Source organism: Flavobacterium sp. 316, from assembly GCF_000967805.1.
Lineage (GTDB): Bacteria > Bacteroidota > Bacteroidia > Flavobacteriales > Flavobacteriaceae > Flavobacterium > Flavobacterium sediminilitoris.
Map to the genome: position 1 here is coordinate 732,474 of NZ_JYGZ01000001.1, position 12,690 is coordinate 745,163.

Below are 12,690 nucleotides of genomic sequence, written 5' to 3' on the forward strand. Positions count from 1 at the left end.
ATAGATGGAGAAACAGCAAATATTTGTTTTAGTAATGAATATACATATACTACTGAACCCAATATGACTAATTATCAATGGTCTGTTACAGGAGGTTTAATTACTTCTGGAGGTGACTCTTCATCAAATTTTGTTACCATAGAGTGGAATGAAGTAACAACAGGAAATATTAATGTAACATATTCAGGGGCTACTCTTTGTAGTGCTACAGCTTCTGCTTCATTAGATATTCCAATTACTGTTTGTTCAGACCTTACAATTACAAAAGTTGCAAATGTTTCGCAAATTGCAGTTGGAGAAACTATTGTCTTCACAATTACTGTTTCAAATAATGGAACATCAGACATCCAAAATATTGAAGTACTTGAAGATTTGCCATCAGGATATAACTATGTTTCTAATACGACTACTATAGGAACTTATGATTCATCAACAAATCTTTGGTTAATTAGTCAATTATTAGCAGGGCAAAGTGCCACTTTACAAATTACTGTAACGATAAATGCTTCAGGAAACTTTACAAATACAGCTACAATATTAAACTCTGATCCAGTAGATAGTAATCCTGATAATAATGTAGCTATCGCAGAAGTAATGGTTATTTGCTTAACGGTTTATAATGAATTTTCACCAAATAATGATGGAGAGAACGAATTTTTCATAATTGATTGTATTGAAAATTACCCAAATAACAAATTAGAAATATTCAATAGATATGGAAATATGGTTTATGAAACAAAATCATATCAGAACACATGGAATGGAATATCAAATGTTAATGGTGTAATAAAACAAGGCGAATCAGTACCAGTTGGAACTTATTTTTATTCATTAAAAGTTGATGAATTAAATATATCAAAATCTGGATGGATATACGTTGCTAAATAATTCAAAGTAAACTATTTTAAGTATGAAAAAAACAAACAATATATTAAGAAAATTTCTTCTCGTAATTTTAATAACATTTTGTACAAATAGTCTACTTGGTCAACAACAACCACAGTATACACAGTATATGTACAATACTATGAGTATTAATCCAGGTTATACAGGTACAAACGGAAGACTTGAAGCAATTTTACTTCATCGATCGCAATGGATTGGAATCGATGGAGCTCCAGTAACTCAATCTTTAGGCGTTCATGGTAAATTAGGTGAATACACAGGTCTAGGATTAAGTGTTATCAATGATAAAATTGGACCACAAAGTCAACAATATTTTAATGGGAATTTTGCATATCATATAAAAATGAGTGAAAAAACAATTTTATCACTTGGTATTAATGCAGGTTTCAATTTATTAAATATTGATTGGTCTAAAGGAACTTATAGAAGTCAAACAGACAATGCTTTTAATGAAAATTTAAACAATAATACAAGATTAATAATAGGCACAGGAGGATTTTTATATGGTGAAAATTGGTATCTAGGTTTATCAATTCCAAATTTTATAATCACAGAATCGTATGATGATATAAAAGAATCTATAATTAGGAGAAAAACACATTATTACTTACAAGGAGGCTATGTTTTTGATCTTTCCCCTAGTTTAAAATTTAAACCTACTTTCTTAGCAAAACTAGTTGAAGGAGCACCTGTTACCTATGATGCATCTGCAAACTTTATGATAAACGAAAAATTTGTAATAGGTGCTGGATATCGATTTACAGATGCGTTTTCTGCTCTGGCAGGATTTCAAATAACAAATTCAATATTTGTAGGATATGCGTACGATCATTCTATTACTGATTTACAAAAATATAATGATGGTTCACATGAAATCATTTTAAAATTTAATTTAAATGACAAAGCAAAACTAGCTCGTTCACCTAGATTCTTTTAATCCTTTATTACTATGAAAAAAATTATACAAACAGCAATATTTCTATTTAGTATTAGCCTATTTTCACAATCCAGTTTAGATAAAGCAACTAAATATTATAAGACAATGCAATATAAAAAAGCAGTTGAAATGTATGAAAAAGCCATTGAAGATAAAGGTGCAAATAGTCAGGAAACCGTTTTTAGAATTGCTAATAGTTACTTTTATATAAATGATTATATAAATGCGAAAAAATGGTTTGATAAAGTCTATGAAGCAGAACAAGGCAGTATGGCTGAAGTAAACTTTATTAAATACATTGAATCTTTAAAATCAAACAGAGACTATGATACTGCTAATAATTTATTAAAGGAGTACTACAAAAATAATCCTGCCAAACTAAAGATGTTGGCATATCAAAAGAAAGAATTAGATAGTTTAAATAAAAAGAAAACGTTATATACAATTACAAATCTTTCTATTAACACACCAATGTCCGATTTTGGAGCTGTAAAATATGGTCCTAATAAAATAATATTTTATTCATCAAGAGATACTTCTAAATTTAATAATAAAATATACTCTTGGAATGAACAACCTTATTTAAACACATATATAGCCGAAAAAAATATTGGTACAGGAAATGTAGATAATGTAAAACTGTTTTTAAATAATTTGAACTCTGATTATCATGATGCAACTGTTGCTTTTTCAAACGATTTAGAAAAAGTATATTTTACTTCTAATTACTTAAAAAGACGTAAAATAAAAACAAACAAAAGCGGTTTATCTAATATGGAAATTTTAAGAGGATCAATTGTAGATAACAAAATAGTTGATATTGAAACTCTAAAATTTAATGATGAAAACTATTCTTGTGCTCATCCTTCGCTATGTGATAAAGGAAAATATTTATTCTTTGTTTCAGACATGCCTGGTGGTTATGGTTGTACTGATATTTATTATGCTGAAATATTTGAAGATGGGTCTATAAACACACCTATTAATGCAGGACCTTCTGTTAATACTGCTGGAAGAGAAATGTTTCCCTATTTTGTAAATAATACATTATATTTCTCATCAGATGGACATTATGGAATTGGTGGATTAGATATTTTTGAATCAAAACTTGAAAGTAAAAACTCATTTTCAACTCCTACAAATCTAGGGTCTCCTATTAATAGTAATATGGATGATTTCTCATTTACATACTACAAAGAAACTGGCGATGGTTATTTTTCATCAAATAGAACAATGGGAAAAGGAGATGATGATATCTATTCTTTCGTAAAAACAAAAGAAGTTATCTTTCAAAATTATTCTGGAAATGTTTTAGATGAAGCAACTAAAAAACCTATTCCTTATGCTAATATTAAAGTTATAGATAATTTTGGAGATACTGTTCAAAACGTAAAATCGGATAGTTTAGGATATTATAATGTGCAATTACCCTGTAATAGTGAGCATAATTTAAATTTTTCTAAACCTAATTATAGTTCTAAAAATGTTCAGGTAAAAACAGATGACGGAGCGAAAGATATTAAAAACAATATCGTTTATTTAAATAGCTTTGAAAGTTTAGTCGTTAAAGAAGATAATGTTGAAAAAATAAAAGTAAACCCTATTTATTTTGATTTAGACAAATTTGCAATAACTCCTCAAGCAGAAAGTGAACTAGAAAAAGTATATTATGTTATGACTGAGTTCCCTAAAGTAGTTATAAAAATAGAATCACACACCGATTCTAGAGGTTCAGATTCACATAATTTAAAACTTTCTGATAATAGAGCAAAAGCTACTCAAACTTATTTAATAGCAAGAGGAATAAGTCCTGAACGTATTGAAAGTGCTATTGGTTATGGAGAAACTAGACTAAAAGAAAATTGTCCAAATGGTGTAAAATGCACAGAAGAACGACATTCAATTAATAGGCGTTCCGATTTTATTATAGTCAGTAAATAAAACATTAAAAGAGAGAGACTTAAAACCTCTCTCTTTTAGTATTAATTAAATATGTTAATCAACATTTCTTTTAATAAATCGTGTTGCGAAATATTTGCTCCTACACCTTTACTTTTAACATCAATTCCTCTTAAAGTAGAAACAATTGCACTTACTTTTTTCATTGGATAATTTCGAATAGCAACATCATAATCAGATACAAAATAAGGATTCACTTTTAAAACTTTAGCCACATTTGCTTTAGATTTATCTTTTAAACCATGATATTGAAGTAATTGAGAGAAAAAACCAAAAACAAGTCCAGTAGTTACAACAATAGGATTATCTTTTGGGTTTTGCGCAAAATAATTAATTATTTTATATGCTTTCAATTGATCCTTCTCTCCTATTGCTTTACGCAGTTCAAAATTATTATAATCTTTACTTATTCCTATATTTTCTTCAACATCTTTTGCCGAAATTGTATGTCCTTTTGGTAATATAATTTTCAATTTGTCTAATTCATTACTTATTTTAGACAAATCTGTTCCTAAAAACTCTACTAACATTGCAGCAGCTTTTGGTTCAATATTATAATTTTGACCTGATAAAACACGTCTTATCCAATCGCCAACCTGGTTTTCATATAATTTTTTACTTTCATATAAAATACCTGACTTTCCTAATAATTTAGTTACCTTTTTTCTTTTATCTAACGTTTTATATTTATATGCAAAAACAAGGATTGTTGTAGGTTGAGGATTTTCAATATAAGATTCTAATTTATCAATAGTTCTAGATAATTCTTGCGCTTCTTTTACTATAACAACTTGTCTTTCGGCCATCATAGGATATCGCTTTGCATTTGAAACAATATCTTCAATTGTAGTATCTCTACCATATAAAACAACTTGATTAAATCCTTTTTCCTCTTCGCTCAGAACATTTTTCTCAATATATTCAGTAAGTTTATCAATATAATAAGATTCCTCACCCATAAAAAAATAAATAGGTTTAAAATTTCCTGCTTTGATATCTTTAGTAATTTGAATGACTTCGTCCAAAATATGTGGATTTGTTAATTTGTATATTCGTAAAATTGATTATAGATTTGCTCTATGCAAAAATTGAATTTTCCAACGTATTCGTTTCGGTTCAAAAATAGTGAAAATAAACCCTATATTTTTGATGAAATAAGAAAAAAATTTATTGTTCTTACTCCAGAAGAATGGGTTCGTCAACACACTATTCAATATTTAATTCAAGAAAAGAAATATCCTAAATCTTATATAAACGTTGAAAAATTAGTTAAAGTAAATGATATAAATAAGCGCTATGATATTGTTGTTTTTAATTCTAGTGGCAGCATTAATCTTTTAATAGAATGCAAAGCACCAGAAGTGACCATAAAACAGCAAACATTTGATCAAATTGCACAATATAATTTAGTATTAAAAGCAGAGTATTTAATGGTTACTAACGGACTTAATCACTACTTTTGTATAATGGATTTTGAAAATGAAAAATATACTTTTTTAAAAGAATTACCCGATTTTAAAAAAACTGAAAAAAATTGAAAAAAATAGCTGTTGTCATACTAAATTGGAATGGAGTTTCATTATTAAAACAATTCCTTCCATCAGTAATTCAATATTCAGATGAAGCTTCAATATATGTTATTGATAATAATTCAACTGATGATTCAATAAATACTTTAAAAGAAGATTTTCCTTCTGTTAACATAATAGAAAATTCAGGCAATTTTGGATTTGCAAAAGGATATAATGAAGGTTTAAAGACAATAAAAGAGCCTTATCTTGCGTTAGTAAATAGTGACATTGAAGTTACTGAAAACTGGTTACAACCTATAATTGATATTTTTGATGCTGAACCGAAGACTGCTATAATTCAACCAAAAATCTTAGATTTTAAAAATAAAACCCATTTTGAATACGCTGGAGCTGCTGGTGGTTTTATTGATAAATATGGTTTTCCTTTTTGTAGAGGACGAATTTTTGAAACCTTAGAGAAAGATAATAATCAATATAATGATGTTATAAATATTTTTTGGGCTTCAGGTGCTTGTTTCTTTATTAAAAATGACATTTATAAAGAACTAAATGGTTTTGATGAAGACTTCTTTGCACATCAGGAAGAAATTGATTTATGTTGGAGAGCTTTAAATAATAATCATATTATCAAATATTGCGGTTTATCAACTGTTTATCATGTAGGTGGAGCCACATTAAGCATCCAAAATCCTAAAAAAACATATTTAAATTTTAGAAATTCATTATGTATGCTAACAAAAAATTTGCCTAAAAATAAGTTATTCATTATCTTGTTCATAAGACTAATTCTTGATGGAATTGCAGGAATACGTTTTTTATTACAAGGAAAGTTTACTCACGTTTTAGCAATAATAAAAGCACACTTCTCTTTCTATAGAATGCTTCCTAAATATATTAAAAAGAGAAGATCAATAAAGAATAAAGAATATTATATAACGAACTCAATTATATATCAATACTTTATTTTAAAGAAGCATTTCTTTAAAGAAATTTTTAATAATAATTAACTTTATTTTAGAACTAAGGTTGATTATACTATTATGATTTCAACTACATTTGTATAACTAAAAAAAATGAAAAAAAATGAAAAAAATCGTTCTGTCATTATCCGTGTTGGCTTTATTGATGACGTCTTGTGTTTCTAAAAAGAAATTCACTGAGTTGGAAGCGAAAAATAAAGAAATACAAGATTTACTAAATTCAGCAACTGTTAAATTAAATAATTGTTTAACCGAAAAATCAGCAATAACAAGTCAATTAGAATATCTTAAAAAGAATAATTCTGATTTAATAAATAGCTCAAAAGAACTAACTGTTTTAACTACTAAAGGAGCTGAGAATTTAGAAAAATCTTTAGAGAGTTTAAAAGAAAAGGATCTGAAAATTTCAAGATTACAAGATGCTTTAACTAAAAAAGATAGTGTAACACTTGCTTTAGTTACTAGCTTGAAAAAAGAAGTTGGTTTAAATGATCCAGATATTAATATAAACGTTGAAAAAGGAGTAGTATTTATTTCTATTGCTGATAATTTATTATTCAAATCGGGAAGTTATGAAGTAAGTAATGGAGCAAAAGATGTTTTAGCTAAAGTGGCTAAAGTTATCAATAGCAAACCTGATTTTGAATGTATGGTAGAAGGACATACTGATAATGTGCCAATTAAAAACAATGTACTATTAGACAATTGGGATTTATCTGTTAAAAGAGCTACTTCAATAGTAAGAGTATTACAAAACCAATTAGGAGTTGATCCAAAACAATTAATTCCAGCAGGTAGAAGTTCATATATTCCATTAGTAGAAAATGATACACCAGCAAATAGAGCAAAAAATAGAAGAACAAAAATTATCATTTTACCTAAAATTGATCAATTCTATGATATGATTGAAAAGGAAATGAAAACATTAAGTGAAAAGAAATAATCCTAATTAAATTTAGTCTTTATAGAACTTATATCCATATAAAATTGGAATTTGGCTTTAAGAAATACTGTTAGATAAAACTTTAAAGCCACGACTTTTAGGAGGATAATATTGAAACACTTTAAAAACTAAAAAAACACTTCAATTACTTGAGGTGTTTTTTTTTTATAAAATTTAACAAGAATATTAAACTGAAACACAACTTATTTTTGTTAAAAAAAGAATTATTCTTTAATAATACATCAAAATTAAGGTATTTTTTTTGTTAAATATTTTTTTTTACTACCTTTAAATCCAATTTTTAATAAAATATGAAAAAAACACTTTTACTAACTGCACTATTTATTTCTTCAATACTTTTTTCACAGTCACATGTTGAAATAGACGGAATTAAAATTGAAAAATCAATTAAAGTTAAAGACGGAAATGACAAAACAAAATTGTCATTGAATGGATACGGAATTAGAGATAAAATGTGGATTAATTTATATGTACAAGCTCTTTACTTAGAAAAAAAGACTGATAATGCAGATGAAATTTTAAACTCTAAAAATACCATTGCAACTCGTTTATACATTACTTCAACTTTAGTTACTAGACAAAAACTAATAAAAGCGATTGAAGAAGGAATGGAAAAATCATATAAAGGTGATTTAGATCCTTTAAGAGATCGATTAAACAAGTTTATGTCCTTTTTTGAAAATGAATTAAAAGCTGAAGGATATGTAGAATTTGTCTATTCTCAGAATGATGAAAAAACCTATGTTTTTCTTAACGATGATATAATAGGAGAAATTGAAGGTTTAGACTTTAGAAAAGCATTATTTGGAATTTGGCTTGAAGAAAGAGCTGTAGATAAAACTTTAAAAAGAAGACTTCTAGGAAAATAAAATAAACAACAAAAAACACTTCAATTTCTTGAAGTGTTTTTTGTTATAAACCATAATTTGATGGTAATAAATCGCCTACTTTTCTTTTAGTAATATCTCCAGAAAAATAAATTTTATCATAGTCTGTAAATAATCCAAATATATCGATAGAAAATTTAGACGTATAAAAAAATATTTTCGATTGTTCTTTTTGATCATATAAAATACTAAATTCAGCAATAAATCCTTTTTTACGCAATGATCTGTCTTGTTTTTCCACAAAAACTTCACTCATGTTTTTACTACTATCTTTTTCTATTTTAAAATGCTCTTTAGAATTTACCATAAAAGAACCTTCAAATAATAAAAATTCATCTTTTGACCATTTTTCTTGAGCTAAATTTCTAAACAAATGTAAAAAAGAACCTTTATATGCTTTCTCTCTTCTCTTTGATATTTTACTAGATAATTCTGTTTCTTTAAAAACCGAATACCCTCCAAATGAACTGCTTATTGCATCATTTATATTTATACTTGATTTATAAAATGTAGTACTAAATTCTAAAAGTGTATATTCAATTTTATATCCTAAATATGGATTATCAATAAGTAATGGTTTGTCTGAAAATGCAGTTAATACAAAATTATCATTATTATAATCAAAATAAATTTCATCTTCATTTGTAATTATAGCATTTTTACCTGCTTTTGTAGTACCTAAAAAGTTCTTTCTAAAAATATCGAGCATTTGTTTTCTCGAAAATTTATTTTGACTCAATACAACCTCTTTTAACTCAGTAACATTTTGTTTTAGAACAATATTTAATTTAAAACTATTTTTTTGAATTACTGAATAAGTTGTTTTATACCCAATATAACTGGTAATTATTTCTGTATTTAATTCACTAGGAATATGCAATATAAAATCACCTTTTGAATCGGTCATAGTTCCTATAGTTGTTCCATTTACATAAACAGAAGCACCATATATTGGCATATTATCTTCGTCTGTAACTTTTCCTTCAACAACTATTTGTGCGATAATTGGACTATTAAAAAGAATAAAAAAAAATAAAAATATCTTCATGATTCTAAAAGCCTTAAAGAATATCTAAACTTCCTTTTCCTTCTCTTATTACCTCTGGTTCATAACCTGATAAATCAATTATCGTTGATGCAATATTATCGCCATAACCACCATCAATAACTAAATCTACTTTATTTTGCCATTTTTCAAAGATTAATTCTGGATCTGTAGAATATTCTATAACTTCATCTTCATCATGAATAGATGTAGAAACAATGGGGTTTCCTAACATTTGAACTATTTGTAATGCAATATTATTATTTGGAACACGAATACCTACTGTTTTCTTTTTTCTAAATTCTTTTGGTAAATCATTATTTCCAGGTAAAATAAAAGTATAAGGTCCTGGTAAAGCGCGTTTTAATATTTTAAACGTTGACGTATCAATTTGTTTTATATAATCTGATATATTACTTAAATCACTACATATAAAAGAGAAATTAGCCTTTTCAAGCTTAATTCCTTTAATTTTTGCAATGCGTTCTAACGCCTTTGTGTTTGTAATATCGCACCCAAGACCATAAACTGTATCAGTTGGATAAATAATTAAACCCCCATTACGTAAAACATTTACTACTTTTTTAATAGCTGCTTCACTTGGTTTGTCTTCGTATATTTTTATGAATTCTGCCATTTCTATGGAATTTTCCTCAAATTACGAAAATTCCACAGAAATAAAGAAGTCTTTTACTTCTTATTTTAAATATAAAAATGGATCTATTAACTGATATTTTGGACTTCTCTTCATAAAATTATTAAAATAAGCCGTATGTGTTGCTCCCATCAATATAAAAACTCGGTCACCAGGCTTGAAATCAATCTGATTTAAATTAGAATACATTCTGATATTTCTATGATAGAATTTTGCAGCTTCATCCGCTCCTTCAAATTTATCTTTAGTAGAAACATGAGTCAAAATATCAGCATTAATGTTAATTAAAAAATCTAAATATTGTGGATTATTATCTATTTTTAACTTTTCTAATAATGAAAGATTATCATAATTCAATTTTTTTTCTTCTTTATTTATTAATTGAAAATACCTTTCGTAGGTTTGATCATTTACTTTATTCGGAATATAATTTGGAATATTATAATTATACCCCATATGATGATCAATTCCATAAATACGAGTTGCACTACTCAAACGACCTACTTCATAAGCTAAAAGTTCAATTTCAGAAGGATTTTTAAATTTCATTTTGGGATTTTTGAGATATTCAGCATATTCTTTCTGTAATGTTTCATTAAAATCGGGTGTAGTTTCTACAATGATGATAGTAGGTTTAAATTCTGCAATCATTTTTGCTATTTTATGCACTTCTTTTTGATTTTTTTTATCGTTTTCATCAAAATCTACAGAATTAGCGTCAGAAGTGAATCCCATATGAAATGTTCCGAAATTCAATACTGGAATAGCATCATCAAATTTATCTTTAAAGATATTTTGCTGTGCTTTAACATTTGAAATTACTAAAAATGTGATAAAGAAAATGACTTTGTTCATGATATTATTTTTTAATGTTTAAATCAAAGTTGAAGATTATTTAAACCCTATACTTCATTTTTTCGATGAACACCTTATTTTATTCTGTCAACACTTTTTTATTTAAAAAAAGCTCCTGTACTTTTACAAAGTAAAATGTAAAAATAAAATGAAACTCTTTTCAAAACAAAAAGAAATTATAATTCACTCCATATATTGGTTGGTTTTTCTATCTAGCTACCTTGTCAAATTAAAGCCAGAGAATGAATTTATCTTTAGTCTTAACGAAATTACCTATTTTGAATTAACTTATCTCTTTATTACTATTTCTACTTTTTATCTAAATTATCTTTTCATCTTAAAAAAATTTTTTGACATTAAGATGACAGTCAAATTTTTAGTAGGATTGATTCTAATTTTTGCTTATTTTATAATTGTTCGTTATATCATAGAAGAAATTATTTCTCCTCATGTCATTGGAACTGGAAATTATTTTGAAGGAACTCATTTTACTTATTATATTTTTGACAATTTACATTGGGCATCAAAGCCTATTATTACAAGTACTATTATTTGGCTAGTGATTAATTTCATAAGAACTTTACAGAATGAAGTACAACTGAACGAAGAAAAGAAAAAAGCGGAAATTCAGTTTTTAAAATCACAAATTAATCCACATTTTATTTTTAATACACTGAATAATATCTATTCAATGGTTTTTACAAAATCTGAGCAAGCCTTACCAGCTATAGAAAAACTGAGTGAGATTATGCGATTTACTACTTATGAAACTCAAAAAGAAAAAATTCCTATAGAAAGTGAATTGAAATATATTGAGAGCTATATTGAATTGGAAAAAATTAGAAATACTAAAACCATTTATATTAAACTAGATTTAGTAGAAGTCAAAAACAAAAATCAGATCATTCCTCCTTATTTATTACTTCCGTTTATTGAAAATTGTGTAAAACATGGTGTTTTAGATGATGTAAAAAATCCAGTTCTTTTTTCTATTAAATCTAATAGTAAAAAACTCATTATTGAAACTGAAAATCATATAAATAACAAACTTAAAGATGTACATTCTGGCATCGGGATTTCTAATCTGAAAAAACGTTTGAAATATTATTATCCCAATAAGCATATATTTAAGGTAAAAAATGATGGAATTATATTTAAAAGTTATCTTGAAATACAATTATAATCATGAAAAAAATTAAGTGCATCATCTTAGACGACGAACCATTAGCAGTGGATCTCTTAAAAAATTATGCCGATAAGCAATTACAACTGGAAGTTGTTTTAGCAACAACTGATGTTTTTGAAGTAATCGAACAACTTCAAAAACAAACTGTTGATTTAATTTTTATTGACATTCAAATGCCTGAACTATCCGGAATTCAACTAATGCAAATGTTCAATAAAGATAATTACTTTATAATTACGACTGCTTATGCAGATTATGCCTTAGAAAGTTATGATTATCGTGTAATTGATTATTTACTAAAACCTATCAGTTTTGATAAATTTCATAAATCAATACAAAAATTTACCAATTTTGTGATTTTAGAAACTATGAAAAACAATCATTTATTTGTAAAAGTAGACGGACGGCAAATAAAAATCAATCCAAAAGAGATTATTTTAATAGAAGGTTTAAGTGATTATATTCGAATACATCTGTTAAATGAGCGTTTGATAGTTTTAGATAATTTAAAAGATTTTATCCATAAACTTCCACTAAATGAGTTTATGAGGGTTCATAAATCTTATATTATTCAACTTGATAAAATAAAATCAATTGATGGAAATATGATCTATCATGATCTTGGCACTACTCCTATTGGTGAAACTTATAAGCATAAGATAAAAAAATGGATTGGCAATAAAGAATGAATTTTAAAATGTATTAAAGCTTAAATCTTCTATAAAACCAAACAATCTAAATAGTCAAAAATAAAAATTTATCTTATCTGAAAATGATAAATTAC

Annotated in this window: 13 protein-coding genes; 9 read left to right on the forward strand and 4 right to left on the reverse strand. The window is 26.4% G+C overall.

Annotated elements, in window-relative coordinates; all coding sequences use genetic code 11:
- The 3 genes from SY27_RS18080 to SY27_RS03405 form a co-directional block, all read left to right on the forward strand.
- Positions 1 to 888: gliding motility-associated C-terminal domain-containing protein (locus SY27_RS18080; protein ID WP_161794112.1), on the forward strand; the 888-nt coding region annotated here is incomplete at its 5' end.
- 22 nt (positions 889 to 910) lie between these two features.
- Positions 911 to 1,843, forward strand: a complete 933-nt coding sequence (locus SY27_RS03400; protein ID WP_045967363.1) for a type IX secretion system membrane protein PorP/SprF — start codon at positions 911 to 913, stop codon at positions 1,841 to 1,843.
- A gap of 12 nt (positions 1,844 to 1,855) precedes the next feature.
- Positions 1,856 to 3,784: an OmpA family protein gene (locus SY27_RS03405; RefSeq protein ID WP_045967364.1), complete on the forward strand. Its 1,929-nt coding sequence runs from the start codon at positions 1,856 to 1,858 to the stop codon at positions 3,782 to 3,784.
- A gap of 41 nt (positions 3,785 to 3,825) precedes the next feature.
- On the opposite strand, the gene holA is transcribed toward SY27_RS03405, so the two are convergent.
- Positions 3,826 to 4,827 (reverse strand): DNA polymerase III subunit delta, encoded by a 1,002-nt coding sequence (gene holA / locus SY27_RS03410; protein WP_045967365.1) that lies wholly within the window; start codon positions 4,825 to 4,827, stop codon positions 3,826 to 3,828.
- 54 nt (positions 4,828 to 4,881) lie between these two features.
- Between holA and SY27_RS03415 the strand changes: the two genes are divergently transcribed.
- From SY27_RS03415 to SY27_RS03430, 4 genes are all read left to right on the forward strand, one after another.
- Positions 4,882 to 5,340 carry a type I restriction enzyme HsdR N-terminal domain-containing protein gene (locus SY27_RS03415; protein ID WP_045967366.1) on the forward strand — a complete coding sequence of 153 codons (459 nt, stop codon included), beginning with the start codon at positions 4,882 to 4,884 and terminating at the stop codon, positions 5,338 to 5,340.
- Positions 5,337 to 6,341 carry a glycosyltransferase family 2 protein gene (locus SY27_RS03420; RefSeq protein ID WP_045967367.1) on the forward strand — a complete coding sequence of 335 codons (1,005 nt, stop codon included), beginning with the start codon at positions 5,337 to 5,339 and terminating at the stop codon, positions 6,339 to 6,341. Before SY27_RS03415 ends, SY27_RS03420 begins: the two co-directional genes overlap by 4 nt.
- 76 nt (positions 6,342 to 6,417) lie before the next feature.
- Positions 6,418 to 7,257 (forward strand): OmpA family protein, encoded by an 840-nt coding sequence (locus SY27_RS03425; RefSeq protein WP_045967368.1) that lies wholly within the window; start codon positions 6,418 to 6,420, stop codon positions 7,255 to 7,257.
- Between the two features lie 311 nt (positions 7,258 to 7,568).
- On the forward strand, positions 7,569 to 8,147 hold the full coding sequence (locus tag SY27_RS03430) for a chalcone isomerase family protein (RefSeq protein ID WP_045967369.1): 579 nt from the start codon (positions 7,569 to 7,571) through the stop codon (positions 8,145 to 8,147).
- Between the two features lie 43 nt (positions 8,148 to 8,190).
- Here the strand turns inward: SY27_RS03430 and SY27_RS03435 are convergent, their stop codons facing one another.
- From SY27_RS03435 to SY27_RS03445, 3 genes are read right to left on the reverse strand one after another with little or no spacing between them, the layout of a single operon-like run.
- A complete protein-coding gene (locus SY27_RS03435) occupies positions 8,191 to 9,213 on the reverse strand; it encodes a carboxypeptidase-like regulatory domain-containing protein (protein WP_045967370.1) in 1,023 nt (340 codons plus the stop codon).
- A gap of 13 nt (positions 9,214 to 9,226) precedes the next feature.
- Complete coding sequence (locus tag SY27_RS03440) at positions 9,227 to 9,847, reverse strand: L-threonylcarbamoyladenylate synthase (protein ID WP_045967371.1); 621 nt, start codon at positions 9,845 to 9,847, stop codon at positions 9,227 to 9,229.
- A gap of 60 nt (positions 9,848 to 9,907) precedes the next feature.
- Positions 9,908 to 10,720, reverse strand: coding sequence for a DUF5694 domain-containing protein (locus SY27_RS03445; RefSeq protein WP_045967372.1), 813 nt, complete (start codon positions 10,718 to 10,720; stop codon positions 9,908 to 9,910).
- Positions 10,721 to 11,081: 361 nt separating this feature from the next.
- Between SY27_RS03445 and SY27_RS03450 the strand changes: the two genes are divergently transcribed.
- Complete coding sequence (locus tag SY27_RS03450; protein ID WP_063124237.1) at positions 11,082 to 11,903, forward strand: sensor histidine kinase; 822 nt, start codon at positions 11,082 to 11,084, stop codon at positions 11,901 to 11,903.
- 2 nt (positions 11,904 to 11,905) lie between these two features.
- Complete coding sequence (locus SY27_RS03455) at positions 11,906 to 12,595, forward strand: LytTR family DNA-binding domain-containing protein (protein ID WP_045967374.1); 690 nt, start codon at positions 11,906 to 11,908, stop codon at positions 12,593 to 12,595.
- Positions 12,596 to 12,690: the final 95 nt, after the last annotated feature.

Bases quoted from the DNA above. Each gene is read 5' to 3' on its own strand.
- SY27_RS03400 (WP_045967363.1), top strand. From the start codon at position 911: ATGAAAAAAACAAACAATATATTAAGAAAATTTCTTCTCGTAATTTTA.
- SY27_RS03405 (WP_045967364.1), top strand. From the start codon at position 1,856: ATGAAAAAAATTATACAAACAGCAATATTTCTATTTAGTATTAGCCTA.
- SY27_RS03415 (WP_045967366.1), top strand. From the start codon at position 4,882: ATGCAAAAATTGAATTTTCCAACGTATTCGTTTCGGTTCAAAAATAGT.
- SY27_RS03425 (WP_045967368.1), top strand. From the start codon at position 6,418: ATGAAAAAAATCGTTCTGTCATTATCCGTGTTGGCTTTATTGATGACG.
- SY27_RS03430 (WP_045967369.1), top strand. From the start codon at position 7,569: ATGAAAAAAACACTTTTACTAACTGCACTATTTATTTCTTCAATACTT.
- SY27_RS03435 (WP_045967370.1), bottom strand. From the start codon at position 9,213: ATGAAGATATTTTTATTTTTTTTTATTCTTTTTAATAGTCCAATTATC.
- SY27_RS03440 (WP_045967371.1), bottom strand. From the start codon at position 9,847: ATGGCAGAATTCATAAAAATATACGAAGACAAACCAAGTGAAGCAGCT.
- SY27_RS03445 (WP_045967372.1), bottom strand. From the start codon at position 10,720: ATGAACAAAGTCATTTTCTTTATCACATTTTTAGTAATTTCAAATGTT.
- SY27_RS03450 (WP_063124237.1), top strand. From the start codon at position 11,082: ATGACAGTCAAATTTTTAGTAGGATTGATTCTAATTTTTGCTTATTTT.
- SY27_RS03455 (WP_045967374.1), top strand. From the start codon at position 11,906: ATGAAAAAAATTAAGTGCATCATCTTAGACGACGAACCATTAGCAGTG.